The sequence below is a fragment of the Syntrophales bacterium genome (assembly GCA_023229765.1).
GTDB lineage: Bacteria > Desulfobacterota > Syntrophia > Syntrophales > UBA5619 > DYTH01.
In genome coordinates, this window is record JALNYO010000002.1 from 17163 (window position 1) to 33641 (window position 16479).

At 51.7% G+C, this 16479-nt stretch carries 15 protein-coding genes; 13 read left to right on the forward strand and 2 right to left on the reverse strand.

Annotation, left to right across the window (positions count from 1 at the left end):
- Positions 1 to 142: 142 nt before the first annotated feature.
- The 9 genes from M0P74_02055 (at position 143) to M0P74_02095 (ending at position 10421) form a co-directional block, all read left to right on the forward strand.
- Entirely contained in the window at positions 143 to 1159 is a 1017-nt protein-coding gene (locus M0P74_02055) for a D-2-hydroxyacid dehydrogenase (protein MCK9362375.1), read from the forward strand.
- 87 nt (positions 1160 to 1246) lie between these two features.
- Positions 1247 to 3922, forward strand: coding sequence for a molybdopterin-dependent oxidoreductase (locus M0P74_02060; GenBank protein ID MCK9362376.1), 2676 nt, complete (start codon positions 1247 to 1249; stop codon positions 3920 to 3922).
- Positions 3923 to 3941: 19 nt separating this feature from the next.
- Positions 3942 to 4577, forward strand: a complete 636-nt coding sequence (locus M0P74_02065; GenBank protein MCK9362377.1) for a 4Fe-4S dicluster domain-containing protein — start codon at positions 3942 to 3944, stop codon at positions 4575 to 4577.
- A 121-nt stretch (positions 4578 to 4698) separates the two neighbouring features.
- Entirely contained in the window at positions 4699 to 5604 is a 906-nt protein-coding gene (gene nrfD / locus M0P74_02070) for a polysulfide reductase NrfD (GenBank protein ID MCK9362378.1), read from the forward strand.
- A 114-nt stretch (positions 5605 to 5718) separates the two neighbouring features.
- Positions 5719 to 6912 (forward strand): M24 family metallopeptidase, encoded by a 1194-nt coding sequence (locus tag M0P74_02075; protein MCK9362379.1) that lies wholly within the window; start codon positions 5719 to 5721, stop codon positions 6910 to 6912.
- A 183-nt stretch (positions 6913 to 7095) separates the two neighbouring features.
- Positions 7096 to 8082 (forward strand): tripartite tricarboxylate transporter substrate binding protein, encoded by a 987-nt coding sequence (locus M0P74_02080; GenBank protein MCK9362380.1) that lies wholly within the window; start codon positions 7096 to 7098, stop codon positions 8080 to 8082.
- Positions 8079 to 8531, forward strand: coding sequence for a tripartite tricarboxylate transporter TctB family protein (locus tag M0P74_02085; GenBank protein MCK9362381.1), 453 nt, complete (start codon positions 8079 to 8081; stop codon positions 8529 to 8531). The genes M0P74_02080 and M0P74_02085 overlap by 4 nt, the downstream gene beginning before the upstream one ends.
- A gap of 11 nt (positions 8532 to 8542) precedes the next feature.
- Entirely contained in the window at positions 8543 to 10054 is a 1512-nt protein-coding gene (locus tag M0P74_02090; protein ID MCK9362382.1) for a tripartite tricarboxylate transporter permease, read from the forward strand.
- 208 nt (positions 10055 to 10262) lie between these two features.
- A complete protein-coding gene (locus M0P74_02095; GenBank protein ID MCK9362383.1) occupies positions 10263 to 10421 on the forward strand; it encodes a hypothetical protein in 159 nt (52 codons plus the stop codon).
- A 169-nt stretch (positions 10422 to 10590) separates the two neighbouring features.
- Here the strand turns inward: M0P74_02095 and M0P74_02100 are convergent, their stop codons facing one another.
- Both M0P74_02100 and M0P74_02105 read right to left on the reverse strand, forming a co-directional pair.
- A complete protein-coding gene (locus tag M0P74_02100) occupies positions 10591 to 10866 on the reverse strand; it encodes a hypothetical protein (protein ID MCK9362384.1) in 276 nt (91 codons plus the stop codon).
- Positions 10867 to 10985: 119 nt separating this feature from the next.
- Positions 10986 to 11900 carry a cation diffusion facilitator family transporter gene (locus tag M0P74_02105; protein MCK9362385.1) on the reverse strand — a complete coding sequence of 305 codons (915 nt, stop codon included), beginning with the start codon at positions 11898 to 11900 and terminating at the stop codon, positions 10986 to 10988.
- Between the two features lie 611 nt (positions 11901 to 12511).
- Between M0P74_02105 and M0P74_02110 the strand changes: the two genes are divergently transcribed.
- From M0P74_02110 to ileS, 4 genes are all read left to right on the forward strand, one after another.
- Positions 12512 to 12769 carry a hypothetical protein gene (locus M0P74_02110; GenBank protein MCK9362386.1) on the forward strand — a complete coding sequence of 86 codons (258 nt, stop codon included), beginning with the start codon at positions 12512 to 12514 and terminating at the stop codon, positions 12767 to 12769.
- Positions 12747 to 13037, forward strand: coding sequence for a type II toxin-antitoxin system HicA family toxin (locus tag M0P74_02115; protein ID MCK9362387.1), 291 nt, complete (start codon positions 12747 to 12749; stop codon positions 13035 to 13037). Before M0P74_02110 ends, M0P74_02115 begins: the two co-directional genes overlap by 23 nt.
- Positions 13034 to 13363: a type II toxin-antitoxin system HicB family antitoxin gene (locus M0P74_02120; protein MCK9362388.1), complete on the forward strand. Its 330-nt coding sequence runs from the start codon at positions 13034 to 13036 to the stop codon at positions 13361 to 13363. The genes M0P74_02115 and M0P74_02120 overlap by 4 nt, the downstream gene beginning before the upstream one ends.
- 326 nt (positions 13364 to 13689) lie before the next feature.
- The gene (ileS, locus tag M0P74_02125) at positions 13690 to 16479 is read left to right on the forward strand and encodes an isoleucine--tRNA ligase (GenBank protein MCK9362389.1); all 2790 of its coding nucleotides are present in this window, start codon (positions 13690 to 13692) and stop codon (positions 16477 to 16479) included.

Here is a 16479-nt window from a genome sequence, read left to right on the forward strand (position 1 = left end):
TATAAATGGCACAGCCATTGCTCTATGATGGCGACCATATTGATTATAAGTTCTGGCTAAGGATCATCATGATTAGTGAATGCCTTTGGCATAGGATTATTATCTGGTTTAAGAGCAATACCATAGAAAGGAGGATATAAGGATGCGCGAATCAAAAGTAAATGTATTATCATTCCTTCCCGCTTTAGGTTTTCCTGTGCCGGAAGAAGTTTTCCAGAAGATAGGCAAGGTTAGTCCCAGAATAAATTCTGTGAATGCCAGCACCTTATCCGATTCTGCATCAAACGGAGACTCAAAAGCTCAAAAGAAGCTGGACGTCCTTATGGCTGAGGCTGAAGTCATCTTTGGCTTCCCTCTCCCCGGGGGAGGAATTCCGTTAAAGAATATCACCGTCAGCGCTCCCAAATTGAAGTGGGTGCAGTGCGCCATGTCCGGGGTGGATGCGTTTGGTTTCCCGGAATTCAAAAATAGCGATATTTTGCTGACCAACTCCAGCGGCATGCATGGAGTCCAGGTAGGCGAGACCGCCTTGATGCACATAATCAACATGGCTAAAAATGGTCCAAAAGTTTACCGCGGTATGGCGGCGCACAAGTGGGACCCATTTATCCCCATCATCCTGGAAAAGAAAACAGTCGGCCTGATCGGTCTCGGCCCCATCGGGAAATATATCGCCAAATTATGCAAAAGCTTTGGAATGAGAGTAATTGCGGTAGAGGTCAACCCAAAGGTCAAATGCCGCTATTGCGATACTATCTTTCCCGGCAATAAAATGCTTGAAGTTCTCGGCCAGGCTGATTTCGTTGTTGACTGCCTGCCTCTAATACCTCCAACCGCCAAAATATTCGGTCTCAGGCAGTTCGAAGCCATGAAACCAACAGCGTTTTTTATTAACATAGGACGTGGCGGCACTGTTGACCATGACGCACTATTTAAAGCTCTCCAGAGCAAAGAAATTGCCGGGGCTGGCCTGGATGCTCTGGATACTGAACCGTTGCCCTCGACCAGCAAACTTTGGGAGCTTCCCAATGTTACCGTTACCCCGCACATCGGCGGGAGGAGAGAGGACTACAATATATTGGCCATTGACTTGTTTGTTAAGAACCTGAACCGTTATGTTAACAGGAAGAAACTGTTGAACATTATCAGTAAGATTTGATTTTTTATTTGATGAGACATTGCTTGCGTCTCTTCTTAAGATGTCGGCGGGTATCCGGGTAAAAGTAAGCTGTGAGGTGATTTTGTAATGAATATTATCGAGAAAGACAGAAAACGCTATAGGGAGTTCTTCGGAAAAAGGGATGCGCAAAAGGATTACTGGGTTCACACTATTTGCTCCGGATGTTATGGTGAATGTGCGGTAAGGGTAAGAGTGCTTGATGGCAAGCCTGTTGCAGTTGAGGGGGTGCCGGAGAGCGACCGCGGCGCCAGGGGCGGAATTTGCGCGAAGGGCGTGACTTCGCTTATGGATTTGTATAGCCCCGACAGAATTCTCTATCCCTTAAAGAGGACGAATCCCAGGAAAGGGCTTCACGAAGACCCGGGTTGGCAGAGGATCTCCTGGGAAGAAGCAATGGATATAGTTGTTGAAAAACTTAAGGACGTTCGTCAGAAGGACCCCAGGGAAGCCTTCTTCGGCATGACCCCCGGCCCGACGGGTGGTACGAGGGCGACGATAAACTTCTTGCGCTTAATGACGGCTTGCGGCGGGACCCATGTCTCCGGCGGTCCCAGCGTCATGTGCGGCGCAAGCGCGCATCACGTAGGAGCTTTGCATTATGCCGCCTGGGATATAATTCCTGACTATGATTATTGTAATTATGTGCTTCGGTGCGGTGGCAATGAAGGATGGGGGGGCGGTCGCAACGGCAGCGCCACCATCAGGCAGGGGGCGCAAGCGCGGGAGAGGGGTATGAAAATGAAAGTCATGGACCCCCAAGGTTTTACAGTTGCCTCCAAAGGAGAAGAATGGATTCCCATTTTACCGGCAACCGACATAGCGGTCTTTTTGGTGATAGCCAATCTGATTGTGAACGAGATAGGCGTTTACGATGTGGACTACATACGGCACAAAACCAACGGACCATATCTGACAGGTCCCGACCGCCTTTTCGTAAGGGACAGTAGAGAAAACAAGCCTCTCCTCTTCGATGAAGCGGACGGCAAGGTAAAAGCCTATGATGACCCCAGCCTGACCAGACCGGCATTAGATGGGAAATATACCGTTGAGGGAGTCGAGTGCCAACCTGTTTTTGCCCTTATAAAAGAACACTTGAAACAATATAAACCAGAATGGGCTTCTGAGGTAAGCACTGTCCCTGCCAACACCATAAGACGTTTGGCGAGAGAACTTGTGGAAGAGGCGAAGATAGGAAGCACCATTAAAATCAAGGGTGTGGAAGTTCCTTACCGGCCAGCCTGCGTGGTTGGGTACAAAGGACTGCAAACCCATCAGAATTCTCATCACCAGTACAGTGCGATGCACTTTATAAACGCCTTGCTCGGCAACCAGGATGTTTGCGGAGGCATTCTCGGGTCAGGCACAGCAAGAAGTCTTGGGTATCCGGAGACGGGGGGGTTCACCTTTTCTCCATACGGAGGTTTTGAGGGAATGCTGACGTGCGGAGCTTGGGTTATCGGATGGTCGGTATGGCCGCCCCGCAAGTCTGGCGGTCCCGGGACCAAAATGAACTTTATGGATGTTCTCACTCACTCAGGATCAAACATTTATCCCTTGGGCGAGGATTGGGAAGAATTGTGGCGGAATGCCGGAGGAACGTTTTTCCCGAAATTTTACATGGTTTATGGTGCAAATATAGTAATGAACATGGTCAGACCTGAAGCGGCGGAAAAATTTCTCAAAAAAATTCCCTTTATGGCTGCCTTTCAACCATTTCACAACGAAACCACCGAGGGATTCTGCGACATCGTTTTACCTGAGTCTCATTATCTCGAAACCCTTGACCTTGCGGCTTCATTTGGCGTTACCTATAACTATCCTATAGGAATGGATAAATGGAGTTTTCATGTCCGTATGCCTGTTGTCGAGCCCAAAGGCGAGACAAGGAACCTGATGGACGTTATGCACGATCTTGCCGATAGGGTAGGGGTAAGAGATGAATACAATAAGCAACTGGATGAGCTTTACACCTTCCGGAATGCGAGACAGGCCGGAAAGAACATCGAAATACCGCATATTCTTGGGCCGGGAGACAGGCCCGCAAACATAGAGTTTATGGATAAAGCGCTGAAGTATCACTTTGGCGCCGAGCGGGGGCTGGAGTGGTTCAGGGACAATGATTTTATGACCTGGGACAAAAAGCCCGAAGAAGCTTATTGGCGCTGGTTTGTTAATGCCCGCATCCCTCTCTACTATGAGACGATTGAGGCGGATTGTGAGGAAACGATCAGAAAGTCTGAGAAAATCGGGTTCCGTTTTGACCGGGAGTATTTTACAGGAATGACAACATACCAACCATCGGTGATTTACACCGAAGTGCCTTCCGGTTCTGAATATGACCTCTTTGTTATCTCACAAAGGGATTCGTTGATGACCTACCGATTTTCGGCGCAAAATCCTTTCATCAATGACGCTGCTTCGAGAAACCCTTATACCTACAATGTTGTCCTGAACTCGAAAACGGGAAAGAAAAAAGGAATAAAGGAAGGCGATCGGGTCACTCTGGAAAATCGTTGGGGAGACAAAGTAACGGGAACGGTCAAGCTTTCCGAACTGGTCCATCCGCAGGTATTGGCGGCGGTGGGATTAGGCGGTTGGGCCAAAGGTAGGCCCATTGCTATGGGCAAAGGAATAAACCCGAATGCGCTTCTCAGGCAGGATCAGAAGCGCTTTGATCCCCTGTCCGGCGCATCTGAACCAGCCGTAAGAGTAAAGGTTTACAAAGAAGAGAGAGTGGGGTGAGATGATCATGAGATGGGGTATGATAATAAATTTGGCAAAATGCGTGGGCTGCAATAGTTGTGTCGTCAAATGCGCTCAGGAGCATTTTCTGCCTTCCGGGGTTTTGTGGGGGAAATTGCTCATTGGTGAAAGCGGTTCCTTCCCGACGGCAATAAAACACGTGTATCCGGTTCTCTGCAATCACTGCAAAGAGCCAAAGTGCGCTGAAGTCTGCCCGACAGGGGCAACGCAGAAACGCGAGGATGGGGTAATCTATATTGATGCCGATCAGTGTGTGGGTTGCCGCGCCTGCGTAATGGCCTGTCCTTATCAGGTACGCACTTTCCATGCAAAACGGAAGGAACATTATCCGGGCCAGGGGTTTACCGAATTCGAGGAGATGGGACAGAAACTCTATCCTCTTGAGCTTGGGACAGTTGTAAAATGCAATTTCTGCATGGAGAGAATCGATAGCGGTCTTAAGCGCGGATTGAAACCGGGCGTCGATCGGGATGCAACTCCGGCATGTGTCATCACGTGCCCTGCACATGCGCGGTACTTTGGCGATCTCGACGACGAGAACAGTGAAATTTCCGCATTAATGCGGAAGTGGCGTCCGGCCCAGTTGCATGCCGAATTCGGCACGGACCCGTCGGTATATTACGTAACAGGCTGAGGCTTTTGTAAGCAGCATTACGGCAACATCAGAGGTTCAGAGGAACTGGCTTTCGGAAGTTCCTCTTTGAGAGACCGCCCCACAGGGCGAGAGTCGCAACTGACTGAATAAGGAGAAAAGAATGATCCAGAGCAGGCTCTATGAATTTATGGTTTCCTATACTCCACAGACAGAGTGGATCGATAAAGGCGGAGTAAAACTTTGGCTTGCGTTCTTCTTTATCGAGCTGGGAGCCGGGATGTTTTTTATCGCTTCATTATTCGACAACATTGTGGCCATGACCGTCGGATGGATTTTTTGTGAGGTGCTGGGCGGAGGGCTTCACCTGCTCTATCTTGGCAAACCCTTTCGCTTCTGGAGGATGGCGTTATCTTCGGGTTGGAAGACCTCGTGGATTTCCCGGGGGATCATGTTCGTCAGTTTGTTCTTTGTACTTGGGGCCATACACATAATTTTGCTCAAATCGGGAGTCCGCGTCACCGGTTTCCTGATAGCGGCGGATATATTCGCTTTTCTAACCGTTATCTACGGCGGATTCGCGATGAACTATGTTAATGGCATCTCACTGTGGAACACAGCTCTTCTGCCGGTCCTATACGGAGTAAGCGGCCTCTGGGGAGGGGCGGAGTTGACATTGGGTATTGCCCTGACTACCGGAGCTGTTGAGATAGGCCCCGCCATAGAGGAATGGATTCGCATATTGCTCGTAGGGTACCTGTTTTTAATCCCTGTATATCTTATCAGCGTGAGGTACACGTCCAAGCTGGGTCAAGTTACGATCAGGCATATGGTATTCGGGAAATGGTCGCCGATTTTTTGGGGTGTGGTTGTTGCGCTGGGAATGGTTATCCCCACCATTTCGGTTATCGTTAGCTTGGCGGTCGGCATCGAAGGCGGCAGCATGGCATTGCTTTATGCCGCAGTTCTTTCCGGATTAATCGGCGATCTTGCGATGCGCTACCTTTTATTGAAGTGCGGACTATACAGTCCGCTTGTTCCAACCCGCGATTATAGCGAAAATAAATAGCCGTTGGTAACAGGGTTTGACGGATTTTGAGTCACTCTGAAAAAGGGAAACAACATTACAGAGATTGTCTGGGGGAATATTTATTTTTCTAAGGTATTGAAAGGAGAAGACTAAATGGCATATGATCAGAAAGAAATAATGACGATGTCGGCATCCGACGGAGAACTCCAAAGGCGGTGGAAGGCTGTGCGGGCTGAGATGGAAGCGCAGAAGATCGATGTGCTTGTCATGCAGAACCAGAACCAATGGCTGGGTGGTTATGTCCAGTGGTTTACCGAAATACCTGCGCGTAATTCCTATCCGATTACCGTCATCTTTCCTTTGAATGACTTGATGACCACCATCACGAGCGGCGGCAGGCCGCCGAGTGATTTCGGCCCGCCCGCATGGACTTTACGAGGAGTAGGCTCAAGGCTTACCGCGCCATACTTTCCGAGTCTTGCTTACAGCGGCGCCTATGATGCGGAGTTGGCCGTTTCGGCAATAAAGGCGCGGAAGGATGGCACTGTCGGACTTGTAAATACAGCTCAGATGACGGGCATGTTTTATGGATACCTGTTAAAGAATCTTCCCGGTGTCAAATTTGTCGATGCTACGGACTTGGTAGATGGAATCAAGGCAGTAAAGAGTGAAGAAGAGATTGGGTTCCTTATGAAGACGATTGCCATTCAGGATGCTGCGCTTGAGTATGCCCTGACAGTGATAAAACCCGGCAGGAGAGATTTCGAGATCATTGGCGACATCGTCCACAAGGTCAACTCTTTGGGAAGCGAGGAACAACTGATCATCGGCGGCTCAGCGCCATACGGAGTGCCAGCTGTTCCACAAAAGCGCCATTTTCAAAACAGAATGGTGCGAGAGGGCGATCAGTTCACGCTGATGATTGAAGTAAATGGTCCGGGCGGAATGTACGGAGAAATGGGTCGTTGTTTTTTTGTGGGCGATGTGCCGAATGACCTCTACGATGCGCACGAGCTTCTAAAGGAAACACAGCTAAACACGGTAAAGCTCCTGAAACCGGGCGCGGCTCCCAAGGACATCTGGGATGCGAATAATGAATTCCTTGTGAGCAAGGGCATGCCGACGGAAACAAGACTCTATTCGCACGGTCAGGGCTATGATCTTGTCGAACGACCTGCCATCAGAGACGATGAACCCATGAAGCTGAAGTCGAACATGAATATCGTGGTACATCCAACTGTTGCTTCGAATAGATATTGGCTCTCAATATGGGACAACTGGCTGATTGGGCCTGATGGTCCTGGCGAGCGTCTCCACAAGACTCCTCAAACAATTTTTTCTGTATAGGCTGATTGTGCTGAGGGGTATGCGGAAACGGTTGAAATGCAACTACACATTGGGGAGGCGGCCATAGTCCGATGACCTTGTCTTTCTAATTACCTGAATGGGCTGTCAAGGGCGTGCTTGATAACAGGAAGCAAATCGCACGCAAGGCATTAACTTTATCTATTAAAAAAAGGGAGGCGTATTATGGGAGCACAAAAGCACAAAGCGTGGTTGGGGGCTATAGCTCTGGGGTTTCTGATGTTGACAATGACGGCAAGCTCTTCATGGAGCCAGTCGGCTTTTCCGACAAAGCCGATCAATATCCTCGTAAGTTATGCGGCGGGCGGAGTGGTGGATACGACGACAAGGGCGCTTTGCGTCGAAGCGGAAAAAATCCTGGGTCAGCCCCTTATCATTACCAATAACGGGGCTGCCGGGGCCACAGTTGCAGCCGGCATCGTTGCGAAGGAAAAGCCGGACGGATATCACCTCCTTTCGACCGCGTCGGCCCCTTTCACGAGGATCCCCCACATCAGACATGTGCAGTTCGACCGCAATGATTTTATTCCGATCATGCAGCACGCGAGAACGGCGAGCGGCCTCGTGGTGCTTGCCGATTCACCATTCAAGACGGTCAAAGACCTTGTTGAATTCGCGCGGAAAAATCCTGGGAAGGTGACATACAGTACGCTGGGGATAGGCTCCGCTATGCACATGTCCATGTTGTATATCGCCAAACAGGAAGGTATTACATGGACCCACGTGCCTTATAACGGAAGTATGCCAACTGTGACCGCGCTTCTTGGCGGTCATGTGACCGCTGCGTCCTCGAGCACGGAATGGAAGCCATTCGTCCAGGAAGGGCGGTTACGGCTCCTTGCGACTCACGATCTCAAACGAAACAGGAATTTCCCCAACGTACCGACACTGAAGGAGCTCGGCTACGATTTCTACAATGATTCTACATTCTTAATCCTTGCCCCGAAAGGTACGCCTACGGACATTGTCAAAAAACTCGAAGACGCATTCCATAAAGCATATAATAGTCAGGCGTATCAGGATACACTGACAAGGATTGATCACACGCCTGCCTACCTGAACTCGGAAGATACGAGGGAATTCCTGGATGCGGCATACAAGCTTAATGGCAAATGGGTAAACGATCTGAAGATACCAAAGGAGAAAAAATGAATGATGACGTGATAGGGAACCTTTTCTGGTTTTTTATTGGTGTTGTCGTTTCTGTAGCCTCATTTAATCTCGGGATCGGCAGCTTCAGTGAACCGGGCATGGGGTTCATGCCATTCGGTGCTGCAGTCCTCCTCAGCATTCTCGCTCTCATCTCCTTTTTGCAGACTGCAGCAAAAAGGAATAAGGCTCACAGCCCTTCCATGTTTCGCGTGATTGGCTCGAGGAAGGTGTTTTTCGTTTTTGCAGGCCTTGTGATCTATGCTCAGGCGATCCCACTTGCGGGTTACAACATCAGTACGTTTTTGCTGATGACATTCCTCTTCTGGATCGTTGAACCACAGAAGATCGGGAAGGTGGCTATTTGGGCATTGCTTGCGACGGTGATTACCTATTATGTCTTTTCCAAGTGGCTGAATTGTCAGTTTCCCATAGGACCCTTGGGATTTTAAGGATTTGAATTATGGAAGTAATAACTAATCTTTATCTCGGTTTTCAGATCGCCTTGACGCCTGTCAACCTGCTTTTCTGCTGTATCGGCGTTGTGATCGGCACACTTGTCGGTGTCCTGCCGGGCATCGGGCCCGTAGGGGCCATGGCACTTCTCTTGCCGGCAACTTTTGGCGTTCCAATCCATTCGAGTCTCATCATGCTTGCTGGTATTTACTACGGGGCCATGTATGGCGGATCGACCACGTCCATTCTTGTCAACATTCCCGGCGAGGCCGCCTCCGTTGTGACCTGTATCGATGGGTACCAGATGGCAAGACACGGCCGGGCAGGAACTGCACTGGGCATATCGGCCATAGGTTCCTTTTTCGGGGGCACCATTTCCATAATCGGTTTGATGCTGATCGCGCAGCCGCTGGCTAATGTGGCTCTCGGATTTGGACCCCCGGAATATTTTTCCCTCATGTGCGCGGGACTCATTATCCTTACCTACCTGACGCAGGGTTCGATGGTCAAGGCGCTGATGATGGCACTTGTGGGCATAATCCTTGGCACTATTGGCCTCGACATGATGGTAGGGCTTCCCCGCTTCACTTTCGGCGTCAATCAGCTGACCGATGGTATCGGCATTACACCCCTTGTTATGGGGCTTTTCGGGGTGTCCGAGGTTTTCATGAACATCGAGACAGAGATAAAGAGGGAAGTCTTTAAAACAGAAATCAAACACATCTGGCCATCACTTGCTGACTATGCCCAGTCAAAATGGGCCATAATGCGAGGGTCGGTGTTCGGTTTTTTTCTGGGCATCCTGCCAGGCGGCGGCGCAATACTCGCCTCTTTTCTGTCATATGCTATGGAGAAAAAACTTGCGAAGGAACCAGAGCGTTTTGGAAAGGGGGCAATTGAGGGTGTGGCCGGACCGGAGACAGCGAACAATGCCGCGGCAGGAGGGTCCATGATCCCCCTGCTCGCTCTTGGCATCCCTTCCAATATTGTCATGGCCATGCTCTTCTCTGCCTTTATCATTCATGGGGTGCAACCGGGCCCAATGCTCATGAGGAACAGCCCGGATATATTCTGGAGCCTCATCGCGAGTATGTATGTGGGAAACGTTCTGCTGGTGCTGCTCAACTTGCCCCTCATCGGGCTCTGGGTCAAGTTGCTCAAGATACCCTATCGGATCCTCATGCCGATGATTCTGCTTTTCTGCCTCATCGGCGCATACAGCGTCAACAGTTCCATCTTCGACGTGTCGTTGATGATCTTCTTCGGCGCTGTAGGTTATCTGATGCGAAAATTTGGCTATGAATCATCCCCGCTTGTCCTCGCCTTCGTCATGGGTCCGCTCTTGGAACAGAACCTGCGTCAATCGCTCCTCATATCAGACGGCAGTTTTACCATCTTTGTTACCAGGCCCATATCCGGTGTGACATTGGTGATCGTGCTCTTTTTGCTGCTCTCAAACCTGCTTCCCTTCATGAAGAAAAGAAGAAAAAAGGTACAGGAGGTTCTCAAGGAAGAGTGAGCTGACATATCCGCTAGTCCAACCCTCAGGCAGCGTGCGAACAAGGCTTTTGAGCAAATGGTCAAGGAAGAGTCTGCGAGACTGATTCGCAAGACGGTTATGGATTTTCTGTTCTGATTGATCGCCCGTCGGGGACAGAAGGGAAAATAGGTTGTGATGATAATCCAGACAGAAATGCCCGGAGCCGGAGGCAAGCGCCGCGGAGTTCATGAATGTTGCCATTGACTTGATCGAGACGGGCGCGCAGATTCGCACCGGCCTCGACCCGGAAGGAGTGTCTATAAGCACTCTTGCCGAGACGATCCGCGAACAGGGCATTCTCCAGCCGCTGACGGTTGCCCGGAGAGGCTTCTTGAGGCTTTTGTAGTCACTCTGGCTACAATCGTTAATTTCACTGGAAAATCGGTAAGTTCACTCAAAAGAGTTTTTGGATTTCCGAGGCTTCCGGGGGAGCCTTCAGGAGGCCCTGCGGACGGGGCAAATCGGGGTTTCCCAAGGCTATCTTTTTGCCGATTATCTGGACAATCCGGAGCTGCTCAATTGTCAGAGGGGCTGACATCGATGTCCAAGGGTACCAACTCGCCCTTGCTGGTGGATACCGTGCCTATCTCAGCAGCCGTCTTGCGAATCAATTTCGCCGACTCTTCTTTGACAATTTGATTAAACGCCCCATTCACGACATCCAAGCGCTGTCTGAGAGTCGGACAGGCGGAACATTGACCGATGCCTATGTTGCAACCGAAAAACGGAACATCCCGAAACGCCTCAATCGCGTCGTAGTCGGGCTTTCCCATGCACAACAATCCAATCATCGATTTTACAATATCCCCGTGCGGAATCCTGGGCTCTTGGCATCCCTGCCTCATCGACAGGCCCCCAAAAAGTAGCCTGTCCCCTTTTCGTTTTCAGTTTGACGCCTCCTGTGTTTTTCTCAAAGCCTGCTTATTTCCCCGTGCTCCTCCATACTCGGATGGACATGGATCATGATGTCGCCGACGCGGGGAAATCGCTCGAAAATCAGTTTTCGCACCTGGTTCCCGATTCCGTGAGATTCTTGAACCGTCAGTTGCGGATTCATATCCAGCTTCAGATCGACAATCAGATTTTGCCCGGAGCGCCTGATCCGCACCTCGTTGACGCAATCGACGCCGGGAACGCAGGCGGCCGCATCTGTTATAGCCTTGATGATTCCTTCCGGGGGCTGCCCGTCCATCAGGTCGTTCGAGGCGCTTCTGAGTGTCTGCCAGCCGATATGAAAGATGAAAAGCGCGGTAAGACCGGCTGCGATCGGGTCGAGCAATGCAACGCCGAGATATGCCCCGCCGACGCCAACAAGGGTCGCAATCGAGGTGAGAGCATCCTTGCGATGGTCCGTCGCGATCGCTTCGAGCGTCGGGCTCTCAGTTTTTTTGGCGATGCGCCTTGTATAGCGAAACAGGGTTTCCTTGATGACAATGGTGATAACGGCAGCAGCAACGGCGATTAAGCCCGGCTTTCCGTAATCTTTTTCGACGATCGTGGTGATTGCCCCGTAGAGAATGCCGCCGCCGGTGGATAGAATCACCAGCGAAATGAAGAAGGCGGCGATGCTCTCCGCCTTGCCGTGGCCGTAGGGGTGGTCATCGTCAAAGGGTTTGCTGCCGATCTTCAGCGCCGCCATCCCGGCGATCATGGCCAGCATGTCGGTCGCGCTTTCCAGCCCGTCGGCAAACACCGCCTCGGAATGGCCGAAATGGCCGGACAGCAGCTTTACGACCATCAGGATTACATTGATCCAGAGACCGATAGTTATGGCCCTTCCGGCTATGCTGAAAGCCATCTGTCTTTTTACATTTTCTGATTCCATCACTTTCTCCACGAGCCAATTGCAAAACTCCCCATTCTTGTCATTCCCGCAACGATTCTGAGCGGGAATCTGGTTCTAACTGCTTGAAAAACCATATTCCCGATAGAGACATTCGGGAAAGACAAATCGTTTTGCAATTGGCTCCATCAAAAACTTTTTCCCTTTACCATGTTTCCCTGTCGGGGGCCATATCAACTTGGAAGATTTTTCAGCCCTGCACCAAACAAAATACATGGCGAACGGGGTTTTGACAGTAGGGGCACGGCATGCCGTGCCCCTACTTCGGTTTCGCGGCTATACGAAGCACTCATGCCGGCACGCCGCTGAACCGGCTTCTCCTGATGCCGCGCCCGCTGACTTTTCCGCAATTGACGCATATCAGCAAGGCCTTATCTCAGATATACCTTGACGAAACGTCACGTATTTGCTTAATTGCTTGCGCACGTAGCGCTCAAGATTATAAGAACTCCGGAAAATGTACTTACAAAAATCGTAAATTCCTTGACCCTTGACGTATCCAAAAGACTGAAAGGGGAGGGGATGTTGATTTGCCCTACAATACCGCCTGCGCACTTTTTACTAAGCCCTTAAACCTGAACGGGGGTCATGCCGTGGGAGAACAAATTCTTCTGGAGAGGTTTTTCTGGTTTCATCAGGAAGCGAGAAACCAGAGATTTCCTAATGCTTCGACGCTGGCCCATCGTTTCGAATGTTCCGTTCGGACGGCCCAGCGAGATATCGACTACTTCCGCTGCCGTCTTCACGCGATTTTCCGGGGCAGCAATGCCCCGGCCTCATTGAAGCCGTCAGGCGGCTGTAGCCTCCTCGGCGGTCAGGGGAATTTTCTTGACAAGTGGCACTATTTTTAATATCACTACAGCTATGAACAGCGCGCATAGAAAAACCCTGTCCGCGATTTTTGCCGAGCCGCCACCGCGAACCTTGGAATGGCGCCGGATTGAATCACTGCTTATCGCGGCAGGCTGTGAAATGATCGAAGGGGCAGGGTCAAGGGTGGGCTTTAAGCGCGGAGGCCTGCGCGCTGACTTCCATCGTCCCCATCCGGGCAAGGAGGCTAAGCCATACCAAGTACGCGCTGCCCGTGAATTTTTTGAACAACTGGAGGTGAAACCATGAGCAAACCCATGATGCATAAAGGCTATTCCGCCCGGATCGAATATAGCGACGAAGACGGCTGCTTTATTGGTCGCGTGTCCGGAATCCGCGATATTATTACTTTTCATGGGGAATCGGTGCAGGATATCCGCCAAGCCTTCGAGGAGGCGGTTAATTTCTATCTGGAAAGCTGCGCCGAGCGAGGCGAAACACCCAATAAGCCCTTTACGGGTCGTCTCATGGTGCGACTCTCGCCGGAGCTGCACAGCGCTATTGCAATGGCAGCCAAGCGCAACCATAAGAGCATCAACGCCTGGATCGCTGAAGCATGCAGCAACTGTACGTAGGAGTGTAAGCAAAATCAGGCAGTCTTTTTTTTCCAGAAGATTCATGTCTTAAGGGTCTGCGACAAAAATGTGGGTATCATAATACTTGCAGAAACTTATCCCCCCTTTGGAAAAGGGGGGCAGGGGGGATTCATAATAAAAGCAAGGGGATATTTATTCTCCATCAAATCTCCCCCAACCCCTCTTTGCTAAAGAGGGGTGAAAAACTGCTCTACCCATAAATTTGTCGCACACCCATGTCTTAAAACCACCTTGAAAGGGTACGGGATATATGGTAGCCTGCCGCACTTTTAAGAAAGAATACTTGTGTTAAGGAGCGCTTTTAGATGGATTACAAGGATACACTGAATCTTCCGCATACCGATTTCCCGATGAAGGCCAATCTCGCCAAACGTGAGCCGGAAATGCTTTCCCGCTGGGACGGGATGCATATCTATGACCTGATACGCCAGACATCCAAAGGTAGAAAGCCTTACATACTTCACGACGGGCCGCCCTATGCCAACGGCAGCATCCATCTCGGAACGGCGCTCAACAAGATCATCAAGGACGTGCTGGTGAAGTCTAAAAACATGGCCGGCTTTGACAGCGTCTATGTCCCCGGCTGGGATTGCCACGGCCTGCCCATTGAGCACCAGGTTGACAAGGAATTGGGCGAAAAGAAAGGAACCCTCTCCCAGACGGAAAAGAGGCGCTTCTGCCGCCAGTACGCCGAACGTTACGTTGATATCCAGCGGGAACAGTTCAAGCGGCTCGGGGTTTTCGGGGAGTGGGACAACCCCTACCTGACGATGGCCTACGATTACGAGGCGGCGACCGTAGCGGAGCTGGGGAGGCTCTATCTGGGCGGCGGCGTCTATAAAGGCAAAAAGCCCGTTTACTGGTGCGCCTCCTGCAAAACGGCGCTGGCCGAGGCCGAGGTTGAGTATCAGGATCACAGCACCCCGTCGATCTACGTGAAATTCCCCGCCGTTTCCGACGTGTCCGCCCGGTTGCCGAAGCTTGCCGGCGAGCAGGTTTCGGTCGTCATCTGGACGACGACCCCGTGGACGATCCCGGCCAACCTCGCCGTTGCGCTCCATGCCGATTTTATCTACGTTGCCCTCAAGATCAGGGGAGAGGTTTTGATTTTTGCCAGGGAACTCCTCGACAACTGTCTGAGCGCCTTCGGTCTTAGCGGTGAACCCTATGAAATTCTCGACGAATTTTCCGGATCTGCCTTGGAGGGGCTCAAGTTCCGCCATCCGATTATCGACAGGGAGAGCCTCCTGATCATCGCCCCGTTTGTCACCCTCGACACCGGAACCGGCTGCGTGCATATCGCCCCCGGCCACGGTCAGGAGGATTATGAGATCGGGATGAAATATGGTCTGGAGAACTACGCTCCCGTTGATGATGACGGTAAATTCACCAAGGATGTCAAGGACTTTTCCGGTCAGTTTGTCTTTTCCGCAAACGACGCGGTGATCGAAAAGCTCAAAGGCGCGGGCGCGCTCTTGGGTCGGGTGGATATCAAGCACACCTATCCCCACTGCTGGCGTTGCAAGAACCCGATCATTTTCCGCTCCACGGAACAGTGGTTTGTCTCGATGGAGAAAAACGACCTGCGGAAAAAGACGCTGCAGGCGATCGACAACGTCAAATGGATTCCGTCGTGGGGGCGGGACCGCATCTACGGGATGATCGAAAACCGGCCCGACTGGTGCATCTCCCGCCAGCGGCTCTGGGGCGTGCCGATTACCGTATTTACCTGCAAGACTTGCGGGGAGCAGTTGCTGAATCAGCCGATCATCGATAATCTGGTTTCGCTTGTCCGCGAACAGGGGGCCGATGTCTGGTTTGAACGCGAGGCCAGGGAGCTGCTGCCGGCTGGATGCGTCTGCCCTAAATGCGGCGGCGACGACTTCAAAAAGGAAACCGACATCCTCGATGTCTGGTTCGATTCCGGCGTCAGCCATGCCGCCGTCCTTGAAGGGCGGGATTATCTCCGCTCGCCTGCGGACATGTATCTCGAAGGCAACGATCAGCACCGAGGCTGGTTTCACTCCTCGCTTTTGGAGTCGGTGGCCTCCCGGGGACGCGCCCCGTACCTCAATGTCCTGACGCACGGTTTTGTCGTGGACGGCGACGGAAAGAAGATGTCGAAATCGGTGGGAAACGTCACCGACCCGCAGAAGATCATCGACGGCTACGGGGCGGAAATCCTCCGGCTCTGGGTTGCCTCGGCGGACTACACCGAAGACATCCGGGTCTCCGAGGAGATTCTGAAACGCCTCGTCGAAGCCTACCGGCGAATTCGCAACACGGGCCGCTTTATCCTTGGCAATATCTCGGATTTCCATCCGGAGACAGACTCTGTGCCGTATGAAGACATGGAGGAGATGGACCGCTGGATTCTGCACCGGCTGCAGGAGGTGATCCGCCGGGTCCGCGAAGCGTACGAGCTCTACCAGTACCATCAGGTCTATACGACGCTGTACAATTTCTGCACCGTTGATCTCTCCTCGCTGTATCTGGACGTACTGAAGGACCGTCTTTATACGTCAAAGACGGCATCCCGCCCGCGCCGCTCCGGACAGACGGCGATGCACGAGATTCTGGAGGCGATGGCAAAACTTCTGGCGCCGATTCTGACCTTTACGGCGGAAGAAATCTGGCTGGCCCTGCCGGAACGGGCAGGCAAGCCGGAGAGCATCCATCTTACCGTTTTTCCGGAAGTGGACAGCGTGAAACTTCAACCGGAACTGGGCGAAAAATGGAAGAAACTCATCGCCGTAAAAAGCGAGGTTGCCCGGGCCATCGAGACGGCGCGCCAGAACAAGGTTGTCGGCCACTCTTTGGACGCCGCGGTCCTGATTGCCGCGCCGGATGACATTCGCCCGCTGCTTCAGGAAAATGCCGAGGATTTGCGTGCATTTCTGATTGTCTCGGCGGTTGCCGTCGTTGAAGCCGCTGCAATTGAAAATGGCTATCAGAGTCCGGAAATTCCCGGGCTTGTCGTAGGCGTGAGTCGGGCGAAAGGCGTCAAGTGCGAACGCTGCTGGAACTACAGCGAGACGGTGGGCGAAAGCGCCGACCATCCGACGCTCTGCACGAGGTGCGTGAAGAATCTGTAA